Here is a 25,041-nt window from a genome sequence, read left to right as displayed (position 1 = left end):
CCTCCACTCGGCCTCTCGATGGGGCAAGAAAATCAAAAGCCAGATCAAGATCAAACGCGCAAGCGAGGCGGCCTTAAAGCCGACCTGATCGGGAGCCGTACGCATTCCCCTTGTAGGAGCCAGGCTTGCCGGCGAAGAACGATAACGCGGTACAACAGACACACCGCAGCGCCTGGTTCGCCGGCAAGCCTGGCTCCTACAGGGGATTGGTGTATCAGCAAAGATCAGGTCGGCTTTAAGGCCGCCTCGCTTTGGCTTTTGATCTGGGTGCCCCGTTAACCACGATGGCCGAACGCAGGCATTGCGCAGTGGGGAAACCGGCAGGACGCCGGTTTAGCCGCGCTGGGCCAGGGATGGCCCATCGCGGCGACCCACGGAGCAATGCCGGAGTGAGGGCATGCCGAGCCACAGCGAGGCACCGAGTGGTGGGGCAAAGCCTTTTGCTTACTTTTCGGCGCTTGGAAAAGTGAGTCGCCGTAAGGGCGAAACCATAAGCCGCCGTTACCGCAGCAATGGATATGTACTCCGACAACAATTGCCCACATGTGTTGACTTTGACGGACAGGCTCAGGGCGAGAGGTGGCAAGAAAATCAAAGCAAAAGCCAACGCGGCCTACCGGCCGGCCTGATCGCTGGTGAATGCGTTCCCCTGAAGGAGCTACCGAAGGCTGCGATCTTGGCGCCCGCCCTCCCTACACCAACCGCTCAATCTTCTGATGCTGCCACACCAGCTTGTAGTACAGCGTCTGCAACGCCAGCATCCCCAGATACGCCACCGGAAACGCCATCCACACCCCTTGCAACCCAAACCGCGCATCCAGCAGATACGCCACCGGCAACTGCACGCCCACCACGCACACAATCGAAATCGCCACCGGCACCATCACCGTACCGCTGGCGCGCATGATGCCGCCGATGATCGCCTGGAAGCCGAACACCAACAGGCTCCAGAGCATGATGTGCAGCAAGTGCTCGGCCATGCTGCGCGTTGCGTCTTCCGTGAGGAACGAGCCCAGCAACCAGTGCGACAGCAAATACCCCAACACCACCAGCCCACCAGTGAGGCACACGTTGATCATCAACCCCGTGCGCAGGATCAGCCCGATCCGCTCGATGCGCCCTGCCCCGATCGCCTGCGCGCCGAGGATCGACGCCGTGATCGCAATAGACAGCGCCGGGAATTGCACGTAATTGACGATCTGCGTCACCGCCCCGTACGCCGCCGTCGCCTGGGAACCGTGCTGGTTCACCAGCGCCAGGATCACCAGCTCCGACAGCGACAGCACAACCATCTGCAACCCGGTGGGCAAGCCGATGCGCAACACCTTGCCGAGGATCGCCGTGTCCAGCTTCATCGCCGCGAAAAACTCTCGGTCCGGCGCCAACGGATGGCCCTTGCGAATCAAACGCCACGCCAGCCACCCCATCGCCGCCAGGTTACCCGCCAACCCGGCAAACGCCGCGCTCTGAATGCCCATCGGCGGCAACCCCAACCAGCCGCGAATCAACGCCGGCGTCAGCGCCAGGCCGATACAGGTCGACACCACCAGCGCCAACAACGGCGACAACGTATCACTCACCCCGCGCAGCAACTGCGTGAACAACACAAACACCAACAACGTCGGCATGAACCACAACATCACATGGGCATACGCCACCGCATCGTCCAGCACATCCCCCGGCGTCCCCAACCCCACCAAGGAAGACCGCGCAAACACACTCCCCACCACCGCCGCCACCAACCCGATCAACAACCCCAACAACAACGTCGACCCGGCAATGGCCTTCACCAAATGCGTCTCACGCGCCCCCCAGGCTTGCCCGATCAACACACCCGCCCCCGCGCCGAGGCCGATGACCAGGGCGATGAAGAAGAACACGATGGGGAACATGCCGGACACGGCCGCCAGGGCCTGGGTGCCGAGCATCTGGCCGATGTAGATACTGTTCACGGTGCCGGACATGGATTGCAGGAAATTGGACAGCACCATGGGGGCGAGGAATAGCAGGTAGGTTTTCCAGAGGGCGCGTTGCGGTTGGGCTGGGGTTTGCATTGGGTAGAGGTCCATCTCGACGGCTGGCGTGTTGATTGAGGATAGCTTCGGTGGCTGAAACCAACGGGCGATGACCATCTCAGGTCTGTGTTTGGATTTCCAGCGAAGTGATGGGAAAGGTCTGAGAATTCATCATCACAGGTCCTACATAAAGCTCGGAATGCCTCACCTTGCCCATCGATCCGATGAAGCTTATAGTCCGCCCCGTCGTCCAAAATGGCGACCGGGTTTGGCGACCTGACTGATCGGGTGCAAAAGCTCTGTGCTTTCTTGCAGGTGCTTTTGCACGTCCGCAAAGCTGTCTTTATGGCAGTTGTGCGCGGGAGACCTTCGGGTCTGCCGGATTCCGATCCCGGTTCGCCAACCTGCGTACAGCTGTCACCCATTTGTTTGGCGACGAATGAGGGACAGTCAACCTTTGCACTGATCGGAGCGTTCACCTATGGAAAGATACATGCCCCTCACCGGAATCGACCTGATCCCGGCCTCCCTGCTCATCGACACCCAAGCCCCACTCGACGTTCTGCAAGCCATGGCGGACTACCGCATTCGCACGGTGACACAGGTCCTGGAAAACATCGCCTTTCGTGCCGAGATAGGTTGCGACACGGTGGTGTTGTCGGACTTTTCCAAGCTGCTGGCGATTCCGTTACGCGATGGTTGTGACTTGATGGATGTGATTGGGCGGCGCTTGCGGGCGCAGGCGGCGGAGTAAATGAAAAACCGCAGATAACAAAAAACCCGCACAAGGCGGGTTCTTGGGTGTTTCAGGTGGTGTTGGAACCACCTGAAAACGAAAGGTGGTGCCCAGAGACGGAATCGAACCGCCGACACGGGGATTTTCAATCCCCTGCTCTACCGACTGAGCTATCTGGGCCGCGGCGCAATTAAACGTTCTTTACTGCTCGGGCGTCAAGCACGAAATCAAAAAAACTTAACAAATACCTGTACTTACGATTGTCCTTTATTCCCACACAGAGAGGATTCATTTTTCAGCATTGACATAGTTGCCTATGTCAACAATATAATTGCCATAAGCAACCATGTGAGCCCTTCCATGACCGAGCCCCTTTTTGAGCGCGCCGAAACGGTACGCCGCTTCAACCGGTTCTACACCCACCAGATCGGCGCCCTGCAGGAGCATCTGCTTCAAGCCGAATTTTCGTTGACCGAAGCTCGCATCCTTTATGAATTGGGCGCCAGTGCTGGCCTGAAGAGTTCAGACCTCTGCCAGATGCTTGGCCTGGATGCTGGCTACCTGAGCCGGGTCATTGGAGGATTCGAGAAAAAAGGACTGATTGCCAGGACTCGCTCGGCAAGCGATGCCCGAGCATCACAAATCCAGCTCACCGACCCTGGTCGCACGGTCCTGGCCTCCCTGGAGCAAGCCGCTCGTGAGGAAGTCGTGGTGATGCTGCAACGCTTGCCGGAATCACAGCAAGAGCAATTGACCCAAGCCATGGCACGGATACAGACGCTGTTGGGCGGCAGCGATCGCTCCTACCTTCTGCGCGATCCTCGAGCGGGTGACATGGGGGTTGTCGTTCAGCAGCAAGCTGAACTTTATGCACGCGAATACGGTTGGAATTCAGAGTTCGAAGCGCTGGTGGCCGAAATCGTTGCCAAGTACCTTCGTGAGTTCGATCCGTCCTGCGAGCGCTGCTGGATCGCGGAAAAAGAGGGCAAGGTCATCGGTTCGGTTTTTGTCGTCAGGCATGACGAGACAACCGCCAAGCTGCGGATGCTGTACGTGGATGCGAGCGCCAGAGGCATGGGAATCGGCAATCGGTTGCTGCAAGAGTGCCTTCGATTTGCACGCCAGACTGGATACAAGCGCATGATCCTCTGGACCACCAGCGTGCTTGGCGATGCTCGAAAGCTGTATCAGAAGGCAGGCTTTCAACTGGTCGAAGAGGAACAGGTCCACAGCTTCGGAAAAGACCTCGTCAGCCAGACCTGGGCTCGGGATTTGTAGTAGCGTTGACCGCACTGAAAGGACCACAAAAGGGGCAGTTTTTTCAACCGTTCCCTGTGTCCCTGGTGTCTTCGACACAGGCAAGGTTGCAGATCGCAAAACCGTGCCGCCCCACATCCCGTCACATAGAGAATCGTCATGTCGATCCGCCCTTTCACGCTTGCCATTACCCCAGAGCAGCTTGACGACCTGGATCGACGCCTGCGCGCTTCACGCTTTCCAGACACCTTGGCGGCGGACAGTTGGGATGACGGTACCAGCGCGAACTTTCTTGCGCGCCTCCTGGATTATTGGCGCAACCAATTTGACTGGCGCATTCATGAGCAGCGAATAAACCGGTTGCCACAGTTCCTGGCGGAAATTGACGGCGAGCAGATTCATTTTCTGCACCAGCGGGGGATTGGGCCCAACGCCATGCCACTGATCATTACCCACGGCTGGCCGGGCTCTTTCCTGGAGATGGAACGGTTGCTCGCGCTTCTGACTGATCCTGCGAAATACGGGGGTGATGCCTCAGACGCCTTTGATGTAGTCGTGCCCTCTCTACCCGGCTACGGTTGTTCTCCTGCTCCGACCAAAGCGGGTATCAGCTCCAGGCAAATCGCAGGACTCTGGGCATCGTTGATGGGAGAGCTGGGTTACGATCGTTTTGGCGCTCAGGGAGGCGATATCGGTGCGGGTGTATCGATGTGGCTCGCTCGTAACTTCAGCCCCAACTTGATAGGCGCCCATCTCAATTACATCCCGGGTAGTTTCAGGCCACCTCTAGGCGGGGCCCAGGCCCCCTTGAACGAAAAAGAACAGGACTTCCTGAATCGAAGCGGCCAGTTCGCGGCGGCCGAAGGTGCATACGCGGCTTTGCACGCGACTAAACCTCAAACCCTGGCTTTCGCGCTTGCAGACTCGCCAGCGGGCCTTGCTGCGTGGATTGTCGAAAAATTCCACTCGTGGGTAGATCATCCCGACGATCTTGAACAAGTGGTGCCGTTTGACTCCCTCCTCAGCGACATTGCGCTTTATTGGTTCAGCGGGAGCATTCAAGCAACCTTGAGGTTATACAAGGAAAATCGACTTGAACCGCTGGTTTTCCAGGACAACGAGCGAGTGGACACTCCGTTGGGTGTGGCGTTGTTTCCCAAAGAGCTGCCCATGCCACCACGCAGCTGGGTCGAGCGCGTATTTGATGTCCAGCGATGGGAGCCTATGCCGCGTGGGGGTCATTTCGCAGCATTGGAGCAGCCCGAAATCCTTGCTGAAGAAATCAGGGCATTCTTCAGGCCTTTGCGGCGCTAGCTCCAGGCCAGATGTGCGGTTGCAGGAAAAACGGGCGCCTTATTGGCGCCCGTTTTTTCTTCACTGCGATGCAGGAGACACGCTTGTGGTGGCCATTACTTCGTTGAAGCCTTGGCACGTGGCTTGAGATGTTTCAAACGACCATCAGGGGAGCTATTGGGTGAGTCATCAGGCATCAACTTTTGCAGGTGATCGATCAGCTTCTTGCCCTCACTGAGGTTGTGAGCCTCGGACAAGGAGCCGGCGGCTTCGGCATCACCCGCCAGAATCGCCTCCACGAACGGGCGATGTTGCTCGACAATCGTCTCGCCATCCTCGATCAACGAGTCACTGGATCGGATGTAAAGACGAATCTGACGCTCGATGAATTCGTATTGAGACAGCAAGCGACCATGGTCCGCCAGGGTAATGATGCCCTTGTGCAGGGCAAAGTCCGCCTCGGCGATCTTCTCCGGTTTCTCCGATTGGCAAGCATCGACCAGGGTCTGAAAGTGCCGATTCAGGCGCGTACGCTTGCTGGCGTCGATGTTGGTTGCCACCAGCTGGGCCGCCAGACGCTCCACGCTTGAACGCAGCGTATAGAGTTCCCAGACATCCTTCGTCGTCAAGGAGATGACCGTCCAGCCGGTATAGGGGATGAGCGTGGTCAGCCCCTCTTTTTCCAGTTGGTGAAGGGCCGCACGCACCGTTGCGCGGGAAAGCCCCATGTCTTCGGACAGCAGTACCTCGGTCACGCGCGCACCGGGCAGGATCTTGCCCGACATAATAGACTCCCGCAGCACATCGGCAGCTTGCACTTCTGCAGGACGCTTTACGACCTTGGGAACTTTTAATAACGTCACGTCGACTCTCGCCTCAATCAGACTCTTGAGCCCTGAATGTTAGCAACTCTGCAATCATAAGCGAACAAAATTGTCGCCAATTTTTAGCGCTCTCTATCGACGATGGCGTGCGGTGACCCGCTGTAAATGTCGATCTTGAGGAGTAACCCGGCGGCTGTTACTCCCCATGCTGGCACGGCAAAAAACACCGAAACTCAGTCAACCCCGCGCAACGATCGAATCCAGACGGTCTTGGTCTGCACGTATTGCTGCATGGCTTCGACACCCTTGTCCCGGGAGAGCGACCCCGAACGTCGATAACCACCGAAAGGCGTTTTTACATCACCCTCGGTAAACCCGTTGATGCCGACAACGCCACAGGGGAGTTGGCGAGCGAAGTGCAGTGCGCGATCGATATCCCGGGTAAAGACCGTGGCATGCAAACCGTATTCGGTATCGCGCGCAAGCTGCAGTGCCTCGTCATCGTCTTGCACCCCGATGACGCCCAGGACGGGGCCGAAGATTTCTTCGCGGGCGATGACCATATCGGCCTTCACGTTATCGAACACCACAGGGTCCAGGTAAAAGCCTTGCCGGTCGAGGTTGCGATTGCCGGTGACCAGGCGCGCACCCTCCTCCATGCCCTTGTCGATGAAACCTTGCACCCGATCTCGCTGCTTCCACGAAACCAGCGGCCCGATCTCGGTTTCAGGGTCCAGGGGATCTCCGGTTTTCAGCGCAGCCACTTTCGCCTCGACCTTATGCAAAAACTCTTCCTTGCGGCTGGCATGGACGATTTGCCGCATATTGGCCGTGCAATTTTGTCCGGCGTTCCAGAAGGCCGCATTGACCGCATTGGCGATCAAGTCGTCGGTCAATGGCGCGTCTTCAAGAACAATGAACGGACTCTTTCCACCCAGTTCCAGGCCGACCGGTTTCAGGTTGCTTTGCGCCGCATAGCCCAGTATCTGGGCGCCGACAACGCCGGACCCGGTGAAGGTCATGGCGTCGATCCCCTGGTGTCGGCCCATGGCCTGGCCAATATCGTGACCGTAGCCGGGAAGCACGTTGAACACCCCGTCAGGGACACCGGCCAACGAAGCCAATTCGGCCAGGCGCAGCGCCGTCAGGGAGGTCAACTCCGCCGGCTTGAGGATCACGCTGCACCCGGCGGCCAATGCCGGGGCCACTTTCCATGCGGTCATCAACAACGGGAAGTTCCATGGAACGATCGCCCCGACCACGCCAATGGCTTCCTGAACGACAAACGCTGTCACGTCGTCACCGGTGGGGGCGACTTTGCCGAAGGTCTTGTCGATGAGTTCTGCGTACCATTGGAAAAAGTTCGGCACCTCGGTTCCGATCTCGTGCAGGCAGTCCTTGATCGGCTTGCCACTGTCCAGTGACTCCATCACTGCCAGCTCAGTGGCGTTCTCGCGAATCAAGCGAGCAAGCGTCAGCAGGACATCCTTGCGATGCTCCGGCCGGGATCGGGACCAGACGCCGGAATCAAACACAGCGCGTGCCGCGTCGACCGCCTGGTCCACATGCCTGGCACTGCAGAACGAGATCGTCGAGAAGGTTCGGCCTGTCGCCGGATTTACATTCTCGTAGACCACATCGCATCCCTCGACAAACCGTCCGTTGATGTACGGCCGATCAGGCAGCACCAAGGACGTTGCGATTTGATGGTAATACGAGGTGTCAAAGTGTCTATCCATTTCAAGAGTCCAGAAAGTTGAGGATTAACCTGCCAGCCGCCGCCCGTGTCATCCATGGGCAACCGCCAGGCCGCCTTTACGCCAGCTTCACAACCCGCCCCCGCACGGCGTAAAGCCGCTTGCGGGCAACGATCAAAACCACGCCAATGGACAGGGTGCCCATGATGAAGAGGAACGCCGCCGCGGCAATTTCGGGGCTGATGTTTTCGCGGATGCTGGAAAACATCTGCAAGGCCAGCGTGCGCTGGCCAGGCCCGGCGACAAACAGCGTCAGCACCACCTCATCGAGCGACGTGGCAAATGCCAGGACCGCCCCCGTGAGGATGCCGGGCAACGCCAGCGGCAGCGTCGTCGTACCCAGGACCCTGAAGGGATTGGCGCCTAGGCTGGCAGCAGCCAATTCAATCCTCGGATCGATGCCGGCCAGTGCGCCGGACACGCTGATGACCACGAACGGCACGGCGAGCACGGTGTGCGCGACAATCACCCCGATGTAGCTGTTCGTCAGGCCCAGGCGCTCCAGGAACATCTGCATCCCGACCCCCAGCACCACCGCCGGTACCACCATCGGCAGCATGAACAGGGAGTTGGCCAAGCCACGCAGGGGCGTGGTCTTTCTGCGCAGCCCCAGGGCAGCCAGCGTCCCCAGGCAAGTGGCCAATGCCGTGGACCCCACCGCCATGATCAGGCTGTTGACGATCGACATCTGCCAGGCTTGAGCCGTAAACAATCGCTCGAACCAACGCAGCGACATCGACGGTATCGGGTACACCAGGAAGGAGCTGGACGTGAACGCCAGAGGCAGTACGGCGAGTAGAGGCGCGAGCAAAAACACCACCATGCACGCGCCGAAAATAATCAGAAGAGGATTGGCTTTCATTGGGTCGCCCCCTGCTCACGGGTGGAAAGTCGCTGATAGACCGCGTACAGCACAATGGTGATGACCAGCAGCACGAGGCCCAGGGCACTGGCCATGCCCCAGTTGGCGGCACCCGTCGCATAGAAGGCGATGACCGAGCTGATCATCTGGTCCTTCGGGCCGCCGATCAACGCCGGCGTGATGTAGTAGCCCACGGCCGACATGAACACCAGGAGGACGCCCGAGGTAACGCCGCGCATGCTCAACGGCAATAGCACTTCGAAAAAGGCTCGCAGCGGACGAGCACCCAACGACCCTGCTGCGGGCATCAGGTTGCGTGGTATTCCCAGGATCACGCTGTAGATCGGCAAGACCATCAGAGGCAGCAGCACATGGGTCATGGCGATGATGACCCCCGTCCTGTTGAAGATCAGCGCAACGGGCGTGTCGGTCAGGTGCAGCATCATCAGCAAGCGGTTTACCAGGCCGTTGTCCTGCAGGACGATGAACCACGCGGTGGTTCGCACCAGCAACGATGTCCAGAGCGGCAGCAGCACCGCGCCGAGCAGTATGTTGCGCCACAGGCCACTGGCACTCGCCATCAACACCGCATACGGATAACCGATCAGCAGACAGATCACGGTAATCGTCGCCGTCATGGAAAACGTGCGAAGCATGATGACGCGGTTGGCCGACGCATCACTCGACATCTCGCCAATGGCGCCCTGCCCGTCGCGCTGCAGATCCACGGAAGCCAGCAGGAAACGATCCGTCACCGGGGACAGCGCACCCTTGATGGTTTGCCAGTAACGGACATCCGCCCAGCGGGCATCCACGGCCTGGAGGTCGACCGGGCCATCGCTGGCCTGCACGGCCGCCTGGGTCCGGCTGATCAGCGTACGAAAGCCTGGGTAGGCGCTGTTGAGGCGACGCACCATTTCCCCAATGGCTTGCTGGTCGGACACATTGCGAATGTCATCCACCAACGCCTGTTCCACCTCCCTTCCGGGAAGCGATTGCCCATCCCAGTCCGCCGCCGCCTGCCGGGTCAGTGGCAGGACATTGAGCACTGAATTGTCCGAAACCGCCTGCTGCATCACCGTTCCCAGTGGCCACAGGAAAAACACCAGCATGAACAGGAACAACGGGACTACCAGCAGCGCCGCAGACCGACGGTTTGCGCTTGAAAGAGTTTTCATGATGCGATCATCCAGCAATCCCGGGGATCGAAATAAGCCACTACCTGGGTCCCCGTGGAACGCTCGGGAGCGGACCGGCACAGGCGCGCCGTCAGCGTCAGGTTTTCCCCCGCCAGCTCAGCCCGCAGGTGATCGCCCTGGTACACCGCATCCACCATTCTTACCGGCAGGGAATTGACCTTGTTCACGCTGTCGATGAGCGTGAGCCTTTCGGGTCTGACCGAGACCAGCACGTTCTGCCCCACACTCAGCCCCGAGGACGACACACTGATCTTGACGCCGCCCTCCAGCACCACATCCGCCCGCTCTCCATCGATGCTCACCAGTCGCCCTTCGAGCAGGTTGGTCTCGCCGATGAACTCCGCGACAAAGCGGGTCTGGGGGCGGTCATAGATCTCTCTTGGAGAACCGATCTGCTCGATCTTGCCTTTGTTGAACACGGCAATCCGATCAGACATCGTCAGCGCTTCAGACTGGTCGTGCGTGACGAAGACAATGGTCAGCCCCAGGCGATTGTGCAGCGCACGGATGTCCAGTTGCATTTGTTCGCGCAACTGCTTGTCCAGCGCCCCCAGCGGTTCGTCCATCAGCACCACACGCGGTTCGAACACCAGCGCCCGCGCCAGGGCGACCCGCTGCTGCTGCCCACCTGACAGTTGGGTCGGGCGGCGATCGCATTGCGCGGAGAGCTGCACCATGTCCAGTGCCCGCGCCACTCGCTTCTTGATCTCTGTTCGATTGATACCGCGCATGCGCAGCGGGAAACCGACGTTCTCGCCCACGGTCATGTGGGGGAACAACGCATAGTTCTGGAAGACGACGCCCATGTCGCGCTTGTGGGGAGGCAGGTCGTTGACGATGACACCATTGACGATGATGTCGCCGCCGGTGACTGTTTCGAATCCAGCGAGCATCATGAGCAGCGTCGTCTTGCCGGAACCCGACGGCCCAAGAAGACTGACAAACTCACCCTCCTTGATATCCAGGGAAAGATTGTCGATCACACTGATCGATCCATAGTCCTTTGTGACGCCTGCGAAACGTATTCTGAAGTCATTCACGATGGGCACCCTCTGAGCCTATTGTTGTTATCGTGCGGCAGCCGTAGCAGCTGCCGGCGCCTCGGTGTCGGGATGGGCTGCAGCGATCGCCGGCAGCCTCATCCCAATGGCATGCCCTTACTTCGCCAACCAGGCGTTGTAGCGTGCCGTCAGGTCTTCCAGATGGTCGTTCCAGAACGTGGTGTTCAGCGCGATCGCGTTCTTCATGTTCTGCGGGTTGGTTGGCAGATCGACAAAATCGGCTTTTGCAATCAACGGCGCGGCATCACGGTTGGGTACGCCGTAAGACACGATGCTCGGCAACTTCGCCTGATTTTCAGCACGGCTGGCGAAGGCGATGAAGTCCTGGGCCTGGGCCTTGTTCTCGGCGCCCTTGAGGATCACCCAGCTGTCGAGCGCGTAGATGCTGCCATCCCAGACCAGCTTGTAGTTCTTGTGCTCGGTCTTGCTGATGTTGGTCAGCCGGCCGTTGTACACCGCCGCCATCACCACCTCGCCGGAAGCCAGGTATTGCAATGGCTGCCCGCCCGCTTCCCACCAGACGATGTTCGGACGCAGCTCGTCGAGCTTGTGGAATGCGCGGTCTACGCCCTCGGGTGTAGCGAGCACTGCGTAGAGGTCCTTGGGTGCGACCCCGTCGGCGAGCAACGCAAATTCCAGGTTGTATTTGGCACCCTTGCGCAGCGAGCGTTTGCCGGGAAATTTCTTTACGTCCCAGAAATCCGCCCAACCGGTGGGCCCCGCCGCAAGCTTGTCGGCGTCATAGCCGATCGCAACCGACCAGTAATACACGCCGGCACCGCAGGGGCTGATGGCATCGGGCAGGAACTTGTCCTTGGCAATGATCCTGCTCCAGTCGAGCTTTTCGAAGATGCCGTCGGCGCAACCGAGATCAAGTACATCCGACTCGACCTGAACAACATCCCAGTTCGGTTTTCCCGCCTTGACCTTGGCCTGCAGAACACCGTAGCCACCATTCCATGAGTCTTCGATGACGGGCTTGCCGACCGATTTGGCGAAGGGCTCAAAATAGATCTGCCGATGCGCATCCTGGGTTACGCCCCCCCACGCGACAACGGTGAGATCCCTGGCCCATGCCTGACCTGCGGTGACTGCGCAGGTCAAGACTGCGACGGTGCCGATACAACGAGCGAACCTGAATTTGTGCAACATGATATTCCCCTGATCGTTATTTCATGCGAAGCCCTGCGCCACGGAGCGTGGGCAGGGACCTGATAACTACCACCGGACAACAATCACAAAAATCCCCGCCATCAGTTCACGTCCATCATCCGGAAGTAACTCGACGCCACGGATGCATAGAGCTGGTTCAAACCATGGAACGGAATACGCTTGAGCCGGGTCACCGGCAGGCCCAGTTGCGAAGTGCGATCAAGCAGATGAGCCGCGATGGACTGCCCCATCGCCGTCATCATGGCGATCCCTCGCCCCTGGCAGCCAAGCACCGCACTGATGCCCGGCGCGGGCTCATGCACGTGCGGCAGGTAATCCGGTGTGACGGCCAGGCGACCCGACCAGGCGTACTCGATCGGCACACCCTGAAGCTGTGGGTATGTCGCCAGCATCGAGCGGTACAAATGCGAAAAATCCTCGGGCGTCCTGGGACCGCCGGACTTGCCCTCGCCGCCGAGGAAAAACCGTCCCGCCGGATCCTTTCGGAAATACTGAATAAGGTGGCGTGTATCGGCCGCATGGTGCCCTTCGGGCAGGATCGATGCGGCCAGGGATGCATCCAGAGGAACCGTTGCGATCTGGAATGAATGAATCGGAATGATCGTCTGTTTGAGGCCAGGCCAAAGACCGTCGGTGTACCCATTGGTGGCCAGAATGACCTGGGGCGCGCGAACCTTCCCCCAAGGGGTCGTCAGGACCCAGTTGCCATTTTCCCTTCGCAGGTCCTGGACCGGAGTATTGTCAAACAGCTGGGCACCCTCACTGAGCGCTGCCCGCGCCAGGCCACGCACGTAACTCAATGGCTGCAGGTTCCCGCCCCGAGGGTCGATGATCGCCCCGGTGTAGGCTCGGCTACCGGTGATCCGGCAGGTTTGGGCACGATCGAGGGTGCGCACCTTGACGCCTCGACGTATCCAGCCTTCGGCGCGACGCGCCAGGTCTGCCTCGGCACTTTCGCGATGCGCCGGCATCAGCCAGCCGGTGCGCTTGATATGGCACTGGATGTCATACCGGGCGACGATATCGAATACCTTGTCCGGAGCCTTGCCGGCGAAATCCAGCGCATGCTCGGCAATGTCGCCGTGTTTGGCGAGAACGACATGTGGATCAAGCTTGAGTCCAGGGTTGATTTGTCCGCCGTTGCGACCCGATGCACCGCCGCCGACCAGGCCGGCCTCCAGTACCGCGACCGTCACGCCACTGGATGCCAGCTCGATCGCAGCGGACAAACCCGTGAACCCCGCGCCGACAATGGCGACATCCACTGTGAGATCTTCGCGCAACGACTGCAGCTGCGGCGCACTCTCCGCCGTTGCTGTCCAGGCCGTCACGTCCAGTGGTTGAAGTACCGTATGGAGCTTTTTCTTGTTCATTTTTCTACACCATGTCTGCGCGAGGGATGGCCCTTGTCATGCGTGATCGGGAACCGCCACGATCAGTTCCACTTCGACCTTGTAGCCCGGGTCCGCGAGCGCTGGCACGATGACCAGGGTGGAACAGGCACGCACGTCGGGGATGTATTTGTTGCGAATCGTGCGATAGAGACCGATGTCATCGGTACTGGTCAGGTAGGTGGTCGCCTTGACGATATGCTCAGTTGAAGTGCCCGCTTCCTTGAGCAATTGCAGGATGTTCTGCCAGGTGATTTCGATCTGTTCCTGCGCGGTTTCGGCAAGACGGCCGTCAGGACCGACACCGATCTGACCCGAGGTGATCAGCAGCCGGGTGCCACGGTCGACCAGGGCCGCTTCGGAAAACTGCGTAGCCGGCGCCGGACGATCGGAATAGTTCAAGCGAGTAAACATGTTGCCTCCAGTAGGGTTTTCATCGAGCGTTTGTAATGTCTTTACCAGCCCAGCGACTTGAACAACCGGGGTACCTGCGAAAGGTCGGGAAGTACCGCGTTAGGCGTGTAGTCGTGTGGCGCCTTGCGCCCGGTCCCGCGGTCGATCCAGACACAGCGAAAGCCCATATCCCGGGCAGCCGTGAGGTCGAGCAACGGCGAGGCGCAGATGTGCACCACATCACTCTTGTCGATGCCCAGTTCGCGGTATGCATGATTGAAAAGCTGTGGATTGGGCTTGTACGCCTGGGCCTGTTCGGCGGTGATCACCCGGTCGATCGCGCCACCCAGCTGCGCAACGTTGCCGGCGATCACGGCGTCTTCCGTGTTGGAGACAATGCACAGCTTGAAGCCCATCGACTTGAGTTCCGTCAAGGCCGCCACGACCTCGGGAAACGGCGGCATGGCCGAAATTCTCGATAGCAGGAGCTCGAAGTCGGACGAGTCGGTCGTCACACCAAAATGTGCCATCGCCTCGATAAAACTCATGGAGACTATCTGGCGAAACTTCATGAATGGCACTGATTGCTCGAGCTCATGTTCGCGGCCGTCGTGCCAGGCAATGATGTCCTTGATGGCGATGTCGGTACGACCGCGCTTTTCAAGAATTTCCGTGAGTGCTGCGCGAACACCTTCGTCCCACTGGATCAGGGTTCCGTAGCAATCAAACGTCAGCCAGGTTGGCTTTTCACCATTAAGCATTTCTTCTTCTCCTCAAAAAATACCGCACTGTTTTCGCTGTCTCAGACCGGATTCATCACCAACACGAGTTTCAGATCGTTGACGTTGGTGCCTGTCGCGCCCGTTTTAACCACATGAAATATGCGCTCCAACGCCGGCGTTACATCGTGATGGGTCAAGGCCTGGTGCAGGTCGACGCCCAGTTCAATGGCAAGGCCTGCTGTAGAGCCATCGGCAACGCCGCCGGCATATTGCGTCGGTCCGTCCGTGCCATCGGTGTCCAGTCCTACCACCGCGATGCCAGTGGTGCCGGCCAGTTCCAGCGCCGCGCTAACGGCGAACTCCTGGTTCGGCCCGCCCGTGCCACGCTTCTCACTGGTGGTCACGGTGGTTTCACCGCCGCCGATCAAAATGCAGGGGGGCGAGAGCGGACGTCCGTCAAGGGCAATCTGCTTGGCGATGGCCACCAGGTTGCGTCCCAGGGCACTGCTTTCACCCTCGAAGAAAGTCGAGAGAAGCAACGGGGTGATACCGGCCCGACGCGCCTCATCGGCCGCGCCAATGCATGCCGCATCGGCGCTGACGAGAATCACGTCGTGCCGCGACAGATGCTCCAGCTCCTGCTCCCGGACAGTTTCATGCTCAGGCGGCGCCATGCGCAGAAACGAGGCAATGGCGACCGGCATGCGATCCCACAGGCGGTACTTGTCGAGTACGGCCTGTGCATCGGCGAAGGTGGATTGATCAGGAAAGGAGGGATCGGTGATGTAATCCAGCGCATCGCCGATCACGTCCGATACCGTCAGGTTGATGACCGTTACACCTGGCGCAAGATCGCGAATCAGGCGAGCGCCCTTGACGGTGGAGAGGTGTTTGCGGACATCGTTGATTTCGATGATGTTGGCGCCGCAAGTGAGCAGGATGTCATTGGCAATAGCCTTGTCCTGCAGCGTGATGCCCGGTACCAGCGAGACAAACAGCGATGAAGAGCCACCGGTGAAACAGCACAACACAATGTCACCGCTGCGAACTTCACGCAGCAGCTCAACCGTTGCCGCCGCGGCTTCAAGTGAAGCCTGATCCGGAATGGGGTGGCTGGCCAGGCGCAACTCAATGTGATCGAGGGTGCCCTCCTGCCCGTACTTGCAGGTGACGATGCCCTTGTGGATACGCTCGCCGAGTAATTCATCGAGCGCCTTGGCAATCGGAAAACTTGCCTTGCCGGCGCCGACCACAAAGATCCTGCTGCCCGCTTCTCCCCCGTACAAGCGCCCTTCGATGAGCAGGGCATCGCCCTCCATCGAGATTTGTCGGCGCAATGCGTTACCGGGATCGGCATAGGCAATGCCTGCTTCGGCAATGTCGAGTGCAAGGCGACGCAATGCCGTCTCGCCTCTGGCCAGCAATTGCTCTCTGTTCTTTATGTAACCCATCGCCTCGCACCCATTCTTGTTGTTGTCATTGCTGGTTGTTTATCGCGGCCGGCGTACCGCATCCGTTTTCGCGACCTGGTCCAGCCTGGCCTTGAGCACCGTCGGCGCTCAACCACCGAGCCAGCTGTGCGAATTATTGTTTATTGTCGACAATTATGCAAGACCGGATACCAGACCCTTTTTTCTTGCTAAAAACACAGTCAACTACCTGTTTTTATTGACTTAAATACCATAAATCAACCCTTTTCAAAGCCACGACCACTGGTCAAAAAAGAAAAAATTATCCTGTTTTTATATAATTGATTATTGTCGACAATCATCAGTCTCCGTATGCTGAAACCGTTCCGGCACGTTCTGCGAAGGCAGGAGCCGGCCACGTTCACCCCATACCAAAACAAGAGGGATACATTTCATGAGTGGCTCCAGCCGCGTTCCAACGATCGATCATTTCATCCTGGGCGCCCGTACTTGCGGGACCTCTGAACGCTTTCAAGAGGTCACCAACCCAGCCACCGGGATCGTGACCGGCCGGGTGGCCCTGGCCAATCGCAGCGACGTCGACATGGCCGTGGCCGCCGCTCAGCAGGCTTTCGAGAAATGGGCGGATGTCCCGCCGATTCGCCGCGCACGCGTGTTGTTCAAGTTCCTTGAACTGTTGAACCAACAGAAAGATGAACTCGCGCGCCTGATCACCCTTGAACATGGCAAGGTGTTTACCGACGCCCAGGGAGAGGTCGCACGAGGCATCGATATTCTCGAGTTCGCCTGCGGCATTCCCCAACTGCTCAAGGGTGACTTTACCGATCAGGTCAGCACCGGCATCGACAACTGGACCCTGCGCCAGCCACTGGGCGTGGTGGCCGGCATCACCCCCTTCAACTTTCCGGTCATGGTGCCGATGTGGATGTTCCCGGTGGCCATCGCGGCCGGTAACAGCTTCATTCTCAAGCCTAGTCCGACCGACCCTACCCCTTCGCTTTTCATCGCCGAGTTGCTCAGGCAGGCCGGTCTGCCGGACGGCGTATTCAGTGTGATCCAGGGCGACAAGGAAGCGGTCGACGCCCTGATCGAACACCCTGGCGTCAAGGCCATCAGCTTTGTTGGATCCACGCCCATCGCCAACTACATCTATGAGCGCGGCGCGCATTTCGGCAAGCGTGTGCAAGCCCTCGGCGGCGCAAAAAACCACCTGGTGGTCATGCCCGATGCCGATATCGAGAAAACCGTCGACGCGCTGATTGGCGCGGCCTACGGCTCGGCGGGTGAGCGGTGCATGGCCATCAGCGTGGCCGTACTGGTGGGCGAGGTCGCCGACGCGATCATGCCATTGCTCGTCGAGCGAACCCGAACTCTGAAGGTCCTCGATGGCATGAACCTGGCGGCGGAAATGGGGCCGATCGTCACGGCCGCGGCGCGCGATCGCATCGAGGGCTACATCGAACAAGGCGTTGAGGAAGGCGCAACCCTGCTGGTCGACGGGCGTGGTTTCAATGGCGACGCCGCAGGCCCGGACTGCGCCGGTGGTTACTGGCTTGGCGGTACTCTTTTCGATCATGTCACGCCAAACATGCGCATCTATCAGGAAGAAATTTTTGGTCCGGTACTCGGCTGCCTGCGGGTCAAGGATTTCGCTGAAGCGGTAAAACTCATCAATGCCCATGAGTTCGGTAACGGTGTGTCCTGCTTCACCCGTGACGGCAATGTCGCCCGTGAGTTTTCCCGTCGGATCGAGGTCGGGATGGTCGGCATCAACGTACCGATTCCGGTGCCCATGGCCTGGCATGGTTTTGGCGGCTGGAAACGTAGCCTGTTCGGGGACACACATGCCTATGGCGAAGAAGGCGTGCGCTTCTACACCAAACAGAAGAGCGTCATGCAACGGTGGCCGGAAAGCATCGCCAAGGGTGCGGAGTTCGTGATGCCTACGGCGAAATAAGCCGAACCCGACCTGACACCACGCGACCGGATCTTCCAGTACCGCATGGAAAAGACTTCTCTAACATTAACTCATCAGCACCGGCTCACCGCGCTGAAAACCTGGAGTAAATCATGTCTGACTCCCCGAACCCTCGCCCAACCATGGTCAACGCCTTCAACCCCGATAGCCTGAAGAATCTGGACAACGAAACACGGCTCTCGATCGAAAAGCGCACCCGACTGCTCGGCCCCGCCTACCGCCTGTTCTACCAGAACCCGGTACAGGTAAGCCGTGGTGAAGGCGTCCTGCTGTACGACAAGCATGGCAATGAATACCTGGACGCCTACAACAACGTCGTCTCCGTAGGTCATGCACATCCGCGAGTGGCAGACGCCATCAGCCGCCAGGTGCATACCCTGTGTACGCACACCCGCTACATTCAGGACGGCATCATCAACTATGCCGAACAACTGCTGGGCACCTTCGGCGGTCGCGTGGGCGAGTCCGGGCACATGATGTTCACCTGCACCGGCTCGGAGGCCAACGACCTGGCGATGCGCATCGCCCAGCACCATACAGGGCGCAAAGGCATCATCATCACGTCTGAGGCCTATCACGGTAACTCGCACCTCACCGCTGGTTTCTCGCCGTCGCTGGGCGAGAGTTCACCCTTGGGCACCTGGGTGCGCCGAGTACCGAGCCCGGACTCGTATCGCATTCCAAAGGAAACCATGGGCCAATGGTTCGCCGATCAGGTGAGCGCACAGATTCGCGACCTGGAGCGCAGGGGCGAAGGCCTGGCCGCGTTCATTGTCGACTCGGTGTTTTCATCGGACGGCATCTACAGCGACCCGGTCGACCTGCTGGGCCCGGTTGCCGAAGTCGTGCGCAAGGCCGGCGGCCTGTTCGTGGCCGACGAAGTGCAATCCGGATTTGCCCGCACCGGCGACAAGCTCTGGGGTTACCAGCGCCACGGAATCGATCCGGACATCGTGACCATGGGTAAGCCCATGGGCAACGGCTTCCCGGTGGCGGCCATCGCGGTGTCGCCTGAAGTCGTCGCGCGTTTTGGCCAGGACATGCGCTATTTCAATACCTTTGGTGGCAACACCGTGGCCATTGCCGCCGCCCAGGCCACCTTCGATGTCATCCGTGAGGAAAACCTGCTGGAAAACGCCCAGCGTGTGGGGCGTTTCATCCGCGATGGCTTCAATGATATCGCCAGCCGGTATGAGCAGATTGGCGATGTCCGTGGCGCCGGTCTGTACATTGGTGTGGAGATGGTCAGCGACCGTGAAGCCAAGACACCCGATACCGCCCTCACCACGGCGATCGTCAATGGCTTGCGTGAACGCCGCGTGCTGATTTCTGCCACCGGCTTTGCCGCCAACACCCTGAAGATCCGTCCACCGCTGGTCTTTTCCGAGAAGGACGCAACCCGCCTGCTGACCGAAACCGAAGCGGTGCTTGCGAAGCTGTTGAAGTAAAAACAGAAGCCCGGGGATACCCGGGCTTTTCTTTTCCAGCAACGCTCGGGAACAGTTCATGAAAGTTGCAATTGTGTTTGGTGGCGCAGGTTCTGAACGAATGGTCTCGGTGGCAAGCGCCCAGCATATGTCCACGTATTTGCCGGAAGCGGAACTCTGGCATTGGTTGCCTGATCGCCGTGTTCAATGGGTGGACAGGGCACGGCTGCTCACCCACCCCAACCCTTTCATCAACCCGCTGGAACCCGACGAGCACCGCCAGCCGCTTGCCGTCGATATCGACGACGCTCTCGAGCAAGCCCGGCAGCGTCATTTGACCCTGGTGCTGGCGCTGCACGGCGTAGACGGTGAGGATGGCACACTTGCGTTGCTGTGCGAGGAAGCAGGCGTCGCATTCACCGGTTCGGGAAGCCGGGCCTCGCGCCTGGCCTTCAACAAGCTCGCGACAAAAACGGCCGTCCAAGCCTGTGGTGTTCCGACACTGCCTCACCTTGTCCTGTCCGATGATGGCGCCAGGCTCGACGCCTGGGGCCGCCATTGGTTGAGTGAATGCGCAGGCGTCGTAGCGAAGCCCGTCAGCGATGGCTCCAGCTATGGACTGTTTATGATCCGCTCTGCAGATCAGTGGGAACGCTTCCTCAGACAGCCACCCGAGGTGCCCTACATGATCGAACCCCTGCTCAACGGAATCGAAGCCACCGTAGGCGTGATCGAGCACGATGGCCTTGTCGCCCTTGAACCGGTGGAAATTCGCTTGCCCGACGCTACCGACTTCGACTACATCTCCAAATACCTCAACCAGGTTGAAGAACGCTGTCCCTCCACCCTGCCCTCGCAGATCGTCAAGGCACTGAAGTCTTACGCTATCGCAGCCCATCAAGCAGTCGCCGCCGAAGGCTATTCACGCAGCGACTTCATCGTTCGCGATGCCGAGATCATCTTCCTGGAGATCAATACGCTTCCGGGAATGACCCAGGCATCACTGCTCCCCAAAGAACTCGCGGTTGCCAATATCGACATTCGAACATTTCTGCTGCGACAGATCCTGTTGGGTCAGATCCGCATGGCGAGGGGCCGTTTTGCGGAACTCGCTACTACGCCTTAGGAGGTCAGGTTTTTTTCCCTGCGCATCTGGCTAACCAGCGTAAACCTGTCCTGAGGGTGGGTGGTTTCCGACACCACCATCACAGCCCCCTCCTCGTCACGGTACTGGCGAACAATGTTCAAACCCGGGGAGCCAGCTTCAGCATTGAGGCTCTTAGAAATTTCCGGTGACAGCAACACCGCACGTACCTGCTGATCCACCACATCGATGTGTCGACCAAAGTGCTGCTCGATCAACGCGGCAATCAGCTCGTCAGGATGCTGTTCGGCCAATTCGATGACCTCTGAGTAAATGTCCTGGGCATAAACATCAGTCCAGCATATCGGTGCCCGCAGGTTCTCCTGATCGACCCGGATGCTGGACACGCAAAAGTAATGCTCGCCGGGTTCCAGGCCCAATCGCTTGGCCAGCGCGATGTCGGCCACGAAGTGCTGCACGCTCTGGATACTGCGCACCTGGGTTTCAGCCAGGTGCACAAGGTCCGATACCGACGCCAGCGACTGCGAATAGCCGCCCCTGGGGGTGGCGGATTCAACCCGGGTGCCCACCCTTTTGCGTCGTGAAACCAGCCCCTGGTTCTGCAATTGGGTGATGGCGGCACGCACGGTGTGGCGGCTCACGTCATACAGCTCGCACAGCTCGAACTCCGTGGGCAGCAAGGTCCCGACCGGAAATCTCCCGCTGGAAATCCCTTCCATCAAGTCTTTTGCAACGACCGCATAGCGCGTCTGGTTCATACCTTTCATCAGTCCCAAGCGTTACCTGAGTTGACAGTGTACCAGTGAGGGCGTAATTATTATGTACGGACATATTGAATATGTCCGATCAATAACAAACATATCAGGATTACCCCATGTCCAGCACCGTCTTCGATTCCGCCCTCTTTCGCGACATGTTCGGCACCGCCGAGATGCGCGGTGTGTTTTCCGACAAAGCCCTGATCGAACGCTACATCGAGGTGGAAGTGGCATTGGCCCGCGCCGAAGCGCGCTGTGGCGTAATCCCGAGCCAGGCCGCCGAACAGATCGCTGAACTTGCAACCTATGCCTCCCTCGACCTGGCACTGATGCAGCACGAAACCGAAATCGTCGGTTACCCGATCCTGCCGTTGGTTGAACAACTGTCGAAAACCTGTGGCGAAGCCGGGCGCTATGTCCATTGGGGGGCCACCACCCAGGACATCATGGACACCGCCGTCGTCCTGCAAGTGCGCGCGGCACTGCAACTGGTGGAGCGCGACATCCAGGCCGTACGCGGCTTGCTGGCCGATCTCGCCAAGCGCTATCGCGACACGCCGATGGCTGGCCGTACCCACCTGCAACATGCCCTGCCCATCACCTTCGGCTACAAATGTGCGGTGTGGTTGAGCATGTTCGACCGTCACGCCGAACGCCTGGTGGAGCTGCGTCCACGGGTGGAAATCGGTCAGTTCGCCGGCGCCGCAGGCACACTGGCGTCACTGGGTGACAAAGGCCTGGAAGTCCAGGAAGCGTTGATGGCCGAACTGGGCCTGGGCGTGCCGCAAGCCACGTGGCATGTCGCCCGTGACGGCCTGGCGGAAACCCTGAACTTCCTCGGACTGGTCACCGGCTCCCTGGGCAAAGTCGCCCTGGACGTCATGATGATGATGACCAGCGAGCTGGGCGAAGTGTACGAACCGTTCGTCAAGGGACGGGGTGCCAGCAGTACCATGCCGCAGAAACGCAACCCGATTTCCTGTGAGTTGATGTACGCCGCGGCCAAAGGCGTGCGTCAGCACGCGGGCCTGATGCTCGATGCAATGATTCAGGACTTCGAACGCTCCACTGGCCCTTGGCAGGCGGAATGGATCGCCATTCCCGAAGCGTTCGCCTTGAGCGCCGCCTCTCTCGGCCAGGCGAAATTCATGCTCGCAGGCCTGGAAGTACGCACCGAGCGCATGCGCAAGAACCTTGATATGACCCAGGGCCTGATCGTGGCCGAAGCGGTGATGATGGGCCTGGCGCCGGCCCTGGGCCGTCAGGTGGCGCATGACGTGGTGTATGCCGCCTGCCGCATGGCGAACGATGAAGGCACCAGCCTGCTCGATGCTCTGCTCGCTCAGGGCGAAGCCACGGCGCAACTGGATATCGAGGAACTCAAGCGCCTTACCGACCCGTCCAACTATCTGGGTCTGGCCCCGCAAATGGTGGATATCGCCCTGTCTCGCGAGGGCTCCGTCAAGCGCTAATCTCACGGGGCTCGGCCATGGGTCGAGCCCTTCTGCACTTTGCTCGCCAATAAAAACAACGAGATCGCAGACATGACCACTGTCAACAAAAAGCCGTTCTACAAAGACCTGACTTTTCAAGTCATCGCCGCCATGGTGCTGGGCATTGCCTTCGGCTTCCTGGCCCCGGAGTTGGCCGCCAAATTCAAGATTCTCGGCGATATCTTTCTCAAGCTGATCAAGACAGCCGTCGCGCCCCTGGTGTTTTTCACCGTGGTCCATGGCATCGCCTCGGCGGGTGACATCAAGCGGGTCGGCAAGGTCGGCTTGCGCGCGCTGATCTATTTCGAGATCGTCTCGACCATTGCCCTGGCCATCGGCCTGCTGTGGGGCAACCTGCTGAACATCGGCTCGGGCATGCATGACGCACACCCGAGCTCCGCCACCGCCGCAGCCGCCAGTGCAGCCGTCGCCAAGGGCCACGCGCCAGCGTCGACCATGGATTTCATCTACGGGATTTTCCCGGACAACTTCGTCGGCGCCTTCGCCGGTGGCCAGTTGCTGCAAGTGCTGGTGATCTCGGTACTGTTCGGTTTTGCCTTGCTGGCCCTCAAGCCCGAGCGCCGCAGCGTGATCGAGGACGGCTTGAGCCGGGTCTCCGAATGCTTCTTCGAGTTCATCAACCTGATCATGAAGTTCGCCCCGCTTGGCGCCTTCGGCTCGGTGGCCTACGCCGTCGGCAGCAATGGCAGCGCCGTGCTGATGTCATTGGCCAACCTGGTGCTGATGTTCTACGTCTGCGTCGCCTTCTTCATCTTCGTGGTGCTGGGCGCGGTCTGCCGTATTTCTGGCTTCAGCCTGTGGCGCTTCCTCAAGTACATCAAGGATGAGATTTTCATCGTGCTCGGCACCGCCTCCTCGGAAAGCGCCCTGCCACGCCTGCTGCAAAAACTGGAGAAATTCGGCTGCTCCAAGCAGAGCGTCGGCCTGGTCCTGCCGACCGGTTATGCCTTCAACCTCGACGGCACCTCCATCTACATGTCGCTTTGCGTGCTGTTCATCGCCAATGCCTACGGCGTACCGATGAGCTGGGAGCAACAGTTGGGCACCATCGCCATCATGCTGGTGACGTCCAAAGGCGCGGCAGCCGTCTCCGGTGGCAGTTTCGTGGTGTTCGCCGCCACGGTGACCGCCATTGGCGTATTGCCGGTGGAAGGCCTCGCCCTGCTGTTTGGCGTGTACCGTTTCATGTCCATGGCCATCGCCACTTGCAACACCATCGGCAACAGCGTGGCGACGGTGGTGGTGTCGAAATGGTCGGGGGAATTTACCGAGCAGACTGCCAAGGCTGAATACAACCGGGTGTTCGGGCGGAATCTGGAGGCTGCGCTTTAATCGAACGATGGTCTGTCGATGGGAAGTGAAATCTTCCTGGAATGGTTGAAACACGCTGACTGTAAAGGGCCCTCGAAGGGCCCTTTATTTGCTAAAAAACGAAGCTAAGACTAAATAAATCTTTCCCCCGTTCCTGTAGTCAGGCGAATCAGCTGGAGGCGTTGCAATGACAACAATCGATGTGAAATCCCGATTCGAAGCAAAGCTCCTTCGTCCGGCGAAACCTGGCAGTGATACGTCGTGGGCGTTCGTAGTACTGCCAAAAGACGCGAGTGGGAAGCTTCCGAGGCGAGGAAGGACGACCGTTGACGGCACAATCAATGGGCACCCTTTCCAGGCGACCCTTGAGCCGGATGGCAAGCTGAGCCATTGGCTGCAGGTCGGTCGCGAGTTACTCGAGGCCGCAAGTGCGGCCGTTGGGGATGTCGTGACACTGGAGCTGACCCCTGTGAAGAAGGAACCCGAGCCTGACATCCCAGCCGATTTTCAGGAGGCACTGGCAGCCAATCCTGAGGCTCATGAAGTCTGGAAGAATACGACGACCCTTGCACGGGTAGACTGGATACACTGGATTACGTCAGCCAAGCAACTCAAGACGCGCGCAAAACGAATAGGTGATGCCTGCGAGATGCTGGCATCCGGCAAGAAGCAGGTTTGCTGTTTCGACCAGTCCGGATTCTACAGTAAGGCCTTTCGTGCGCCCGAGACCGAAGATTTTTAATGGAGCATTGCGTTGGCGGTAACCGCCCTCCCTATGCACGCCAGTCCTGAAATCAGTAAGTCAACCTGATGGATCAACGCCTTGCGGCGTTGT

The 25,041-nt window shown here is 59.2% G+C and carries 21 protein-coding genes and 1 tRNA gene; 9 read left to right on the top strand and 13 right to left on the bottom strand.

Translation table 11 applies throughout. The features are described 5' to 3' along the window. Window positions 1–692: 692 nt before the first annotated feature. The gene (locus tag HFK74_RS10055; protein ID WP_180203376.1) at window positions 693–2,054 is read right to left on the bottom strand and encodes an MATE family efflux transporter; all 1,362 of its coding nucleotides are present in this window, start codon (window positions 2,052–2,054) and stop codon (window positions 693–695) included. Window positions 2,055–2,496: 442 nt separating this feature from the next. Here HFK74_RS10055 and HFK74_RS10050 point away from each other — a divergent pair, with 442 nt between their 5' ends. Further along, entirely contained in the window at window positions 2,497–2,769 is a 273-nt protein-coding gene (locus HFK74_RS10050; protein ID WP_008054930.1) for a hypothetical protein, read from the top strand. 86 nt (window positions 2,770–2,855) lie between these two features. Here the strand turns inward: HFK74_RS10050 and HFK74_RS10045 are convergent. Beyond that, a tRNA-Phe gene (locus HFK74_RS10045) sits at window positions 2,856–2,931 on the bottom strand. Between the two features lie 180 nt (window positions 2,932–3,111). Between HFK74_RS10045 and HFK74_RS10040 the strand changes: the two genes are divergently transcribed. Together HFK74_RS10040 and HFK74_RS10035 are read left to right on the top strand one after the other, a co-directional pair. Further along, window positions 3,112–4,029 carry a bifunctional helix-turn-helix transcriptional regulator/GNAT family N-acetyltransferase gene (locus HFK74_RS10040; RefSeq protein ID WP_180203375.1) on the top strand — a complete coding sequence of 306 codons (918 nt, stop codon included), beginning with the start codon at window positions 3,112–3,114 and terminating at the stop codon, window positions 4,027–4,029. 138 nt (window positions 4,030–4,167) lie between these two features. Then, entirely contained in the window at window positions 4,168–5,322 is a 1,155-nt protein-coding gene (locus HFK74_RS10035) for an epoxide hydrolase family protein (protein WP_180203374.1), read from the top strand. 95 nt (window positions 5,323–5,417) lie between these two features. Here HFK74_RS10035 and HFK74_RS10030 read toward each other — a convergent pair whose 3' ends face one another. The 10 genes from HFK74_RS10030 to HFK74_RS09985 all read right to left on the bottom strand — a co-directional run bounded on the left by HFK74_RS10030 (window position 5,418) and on the right by HFK74_RS09985 (window position 16,134). Beyond that, on the bottom strand, window positions 5,418–6,164 hold the full coding sequence (locus HFK74_RS10030; RefSeq protein WP_368738158.1) for a GntR family transcriptional regulator: 747 nt from the start codon (window positions 6,162–6,164) through the stop codon (window positions 5,418–5,420). Between the two features lie 194 nt (window positions 6,165–6,358). Further along, window positions 6,359–7,864 carry an aldehyde dehydrogenase gene (locus tag HFK74_RS10025; RefSeq protein ID WP_180203373.1) on the bottom strand — a complete coding sequence of 502 codons (1,506 nt, stop codon included), beginning with the start codon at window positions 7,862–7,864 and terminating at the stop codon, window positions 6,359–6,361. A gap of 76 nt (window positions 7,865–7,940) precedes the next feature. Beyond that, window positions 7,941–8,744 carry an ABC transporter permease gene (locus HFK74_RS10020; protein WP_180203372.1) on the bottom strand — a complete coding sequence of 268 codons (804 nt, stop codon included), beginning with the start codon at window positions 8,742–8,744 and terminating at the stop codon, window positions 7,941–7,943. Continuing rightward, window positions 8,741–9,922: an ABC transporter permease gene (locus HFK74_RS10015; RefSeq protein ID WP_180203371.1), complete on the bottom strand. Its 1,182-nt coding sequence runs from the start codon at window positions 9,920–9,922 to the stop codon at window positions 8,741–8,743. The genes HFK74_RS10020 and HFK74_RS10015 overlap by 4 nt, the downstream gene beginning before the upstream one ends. Beyond that, window positions 9,919–10,983: an ABC transporter ATP-binding protein gene (locus tag HFK74_RS10010; RefSeq protein ID WP_180203370.1), complete on the bottom strand. Its 1,065-nt coding sequence runs from the start codon at window positions 10,981–10,983 to the stop codon at window positions 9,919–9,921. The genes HFK74_RS10015 and HFK74_RS10010 overlap by 4 nt, the downstream gene beginning before the upstream one ends. 117 nt (window positions 10,984–11,100) lie before the next feature. Next, window positions 11,101–12,156: an ABC transporter substrate-binding protein gene (locus tag HFK74_RS10005; RefSeq protein ID WP_180203369.1), complete on the bottom strand. Its 1,056-nt coding sequence runs from the start codon at window positions 12,154–12,156 to the stop codon at window positions 11,101–11,103. 101 nt (window positions 12,157–12,257) lie between these two features. Then, window positions 12,258–13,550: an FAD-binding oxidoreductase gene (locus tag HFK74_RS10000; RefSeq protein ID WP_180203368.1), complete on the bottom strand. Its 1,293-nt coding sequence runs from the start codon at window positions 13,548–13,550 to the stop codon at window positions 12,258–12,260. A 36-nt stretch (window positions 13,551–13,586) separates the two neighbouring features. Further along, complete coding sequence (locus HFK74_RS09995) at window positions 13,587–13,982, bottom strand: RidA family protein (RefSeq protein ID WP_180203367.1); 396 nt, start codon at window positions 13,980–13,982, stop codon at window positions 13,587–13,589. A 41-nt stretch (window positions 13,983–14,023) separates the two neighbouring features. Next, window positions 14,024–14,722, bottom strand: coding sequence for a haloacid dehalogenase type II (locus tag HFK74_RS09990; RefSeq protein ID WP_180203366.1), 699 nt, complete (start codon window positions 14,720–14,722; stop codon window positions 14,024–14,026). 41 nt (window positions 14,723–14,763) lie between these two features. Then, complete coding sequence (locus tag HFK74_RS09985; RefSeq protein WP_180203365.1) at window positions 14,764–16,134, bottom strand: glycerate kinase; 1,371 nt, start codon at window positions 16,132–16,134, stop codon at window positions 14,764–14,766. Between the two features lie 412 nt (window positions 16,135–16,546). On the opposite strand from HFK74_RS09985, the gene HFK74_RS09980 reads away from it, so the two are divergent. The 3 genes from HFK74_RS09980 to HFK74_RS09970 all read left to right on the top strand — a co-directional run bounded on the left by HFK74_RS09980 (window position 16,547) and on the right by HFK74_RS09970 (window position 20,644). Further along, entirely contained in the window at window positions 16,547–18,070 is a 1,524-nt protein-coding gene (locus HFK74_RS09980; RefSeq protein ID WP_180203364.1) for a CoA-acylating methylmalonate-semialdehyde dehydrogenase, read from the top strand. 113 nt (window positions 18,071–18,183) lie between these two features. Then, on the top strand, window positions 18,184–19,539 hold the full coding sequence (locus HFK74_RS09975) for an aspartate aminotransferase family protein (RefSeq protein ID WP_180203363.1): 1,356 nt from the start codon (window positions 18,184–18,186) through the stop codon (window positions 19,537–19,539). A gap of 58 nt (window positions 19,540–19,597) precedes the next feature. Then, window positions 19,598–20,644: a D-alanine--D-alanine ligase gene (locus HFK74_RS09970; RefSeq protein ID WP_180203362.1), complete on the top strand. Its 1,047-nt coding sequence runs from the start codon at window positions 19,598–19,600 to the stop codon at window positions 20,642–20,644. Here HFK74_RS09970 and HFK74_RS09965 read toward each other — a convergent pair. Beyond that, window positions 20,641–21,381: a GntR family transcriptional regulator gene (locus tag HFK74_RS09965; RefSeq protein WP_180203361.1), complete on the bottom strand. Its 741-nt coding sequence runs from the start codon at window positions 21,379–21,381 to the stop codon at window positions 20,641–20,643. The genes HFK74_RS09970 and HFK74_RS09965 overlap by 4 nt on opposite strands. A 116-nt stretch (window positions 21,382–21,497) precedes the next feature. Between HFK74_RS09965 and HFK74_RS09960 the strand changes: the two genes are divergently transcribed. The 3 genes from HFK74_RS09960 to HFK74_RS09950 all read left to right on the top strand — a co-directional run bounded on the left by HFK74_RS09960 (window position 21,498) and on the right by HFK74_RS09950 (window position 24,948). Beyond that, window positions 21,498–22,853 carry an adenylosuccinate lyase family protein gene (locus HFK74_RS09960; RefSeq protein WP_180203360.1) on the top strand — a complete coding sequence of 452 codons (1,356 nt, stop codon included), beginning with the start codon at window positions 21,498–21,500 and terminating at the stop codon, window positions 22,851–22,853. A 72-nt stretch (window positions 22,854–22,925) separates the two neighbouring features. After that, window positions 22,926–24,227 carry a C4-dicarboxylate transporter DctA gene (gene dctA / locus HFK74_RS09955; RefSeq protein WP_180203359.1) on the top strand — a complete coding sequence of 434 codons (1,302 nt, stop codon included), beginning with the start codon at window positions 22,926–22,928 and terminating at the stop codon, window positions 24,225–24,227. A gap of 166 nt (window positions 24,228–24,393) precedes the next feature. Further along, the gene (locus HFK74_RS09950; RefSeq protein WP_180203358.1) at window positions 24,394–24,948 is read left to right on the top strand and encodes a YdeI/OmpD-associated family protein; all 555 of its coding nucleotides are present in this window, start codon (window positions 24,394–24,396) and stop codon (window positions 24,946–24,948) included. Window positions 24,949–25,041: the final 93 nt, after the last annotated feature.

This window comes from Pseudomonas sp. SbOxS1 (assembly GCF_013416725.1).
Classification (GTDB): Bacteria; Pseudomonadota; Gammaproteobacteria; order Pseudomonadales; family Pseudomonadaceae; genus Aquipseudomonas.
The sequence above is the reverse complement of the archived record's forward strand: the minus strand, read 5'-3'. Positions and strand labels throughout refer to the sequence as shown.

Excerpts from the sequence above, each read along its gene's own strand:
- HFK74_RS09950 (WP_180203358.1), top strand. The coding sequence starts at position 24,394 with ATGACAACAATCGATGTGAAATCCCGATTCGAAGCAAAGCTCCTTCGT.
- HFK74_RS09970 (WP_180203362.1), top strand. The coding sequence starts at position 19,598 with ATGAAAGTTGCAATTGTGTTTGGTGGCGCAGGTTCTGAACGAATGGTC.
- HFK74_RS10055 (WP_180203376.1), bottom strand. The coding sequence starts at position 2,054 with ATGCAAACCCCAGCCCAACCGCAACGCGCCCTCTGGAAAACCTACCTG.
- HFK74_RS10000 (WP_180203368.1), bottom strand. The coding sequence starts at position 13,550 with ATGAACAAGAAAAAGCTCCATACGGTACTTCAACCACTGGACGTGACG.
- HFK74_RS09985 (WP_180203365.1), bottom strand. The coding sequence starts at position 16,134 with ATGGGTTACATAAAGAACAGAGAGCAATTGCTGGCCAGAGGCGAGACG.
- HFK74_RS09995 (WP_180203367.1), bottom strand. The coding sequence starts at position 13,982 with ATGTTTACTCGCTTGAACTATTCCGATCGTCCGGCGCCGGCTACGCAG.
- HFK74_RS09990 (WP_180203366.1), bottom strand. The coding sequence starts at position 14,722 with ATGCTTAATGGTGAAAAGCCAACCTGGCTGACGTTTGATTGCTACGGA.
- HFK74_RS10035 (WP_180203374.1), top strand. The coding sequence starts at position 4,168 with ATGTCGATCCGCCCTTTCACGCTTGCCATTACCCCAGAGCAGCTTGAC.
- HFK74_RS09980 (WP_180203364.1), top strand. The coding sequence starts at position 16,547 with ATGAGTGGCTCCAGCCGCGTTCCAACGATCGATCATTTCATCCTGGGC.
- HFK74_RS10040 (WP_180203375.1), top strand. The coding sequence starts at position 3,112 with ATGACCGAGCCCCTTTTTGAGCGCGCCGAAACGGTACGCCGCTTCAAC.
- HFK74_RS09965 (WP_180203361.1), bottom strand. The coding sequence starts at position 21,381 with ATGAACCAGACGCGCTATGCGGTCGTTGCAAAAGACTTGATGGAAGGG.
- HFK74_RS10005 (WP_180203369.1), bottom strand. The coding sequence starts at position 12,156 with ATGTTGCACAAATTCAGGTTCGCTCGTTGTATCGGCACCGTCGCAGTC.
- HFK74_RS09975 (WP_180203363.1), top strand. The coding sequence starts at position 18,184 with ATGTCTGACTCCCCGAACCCTCGCCCAACCATGGTCAACGCCTTCAAC.
- HFK74_RS10015 (WP_180203371.1), bottom strand. The coding sequence starts at position 9,922 with ATGAAAACTCTTTCAAGCGCAAACCGTCGGTCTGCGGCGCTGCTGGTA.
- HFK74_RS09960 (WP_180203360.1), top strand. The coding sequence starts at position 21,498 with ATGTCCAGCACCGTCTTCGATTCCGCCCTCTTTCGCGACATGTTCGGC.
- HFK74_RS10025 (WP_180203373.1), bottom strand. The coding sequence starts at position 7,864 with ATGGATAGACACTTTGACACCTCGTATTACCATCAAATCGCAACGTCC.
- HFK74_RS10050 (WP_008054930.1), top strand. The coding sequence starts at position 2,497 with ATGGAAAGATACATGCCCCTCACCGGAATCGACCTGATCCCGGCCTCC.
- HFK74_RS10020 (WP_180203372.1), bottom strand. The coding sequence starts at position 8,744 with ATGAAAGCCAATCCTCTTCTGATTATTTTCGGCGCGTGCATGGTGGTG.
- dctA (WP_180203359.1), top strand. The coding sequence starts at position 22,926 with ATGACCACTGTCAACAAAAAGCCGTTCTACAAAGACCTGACTTTTCAA.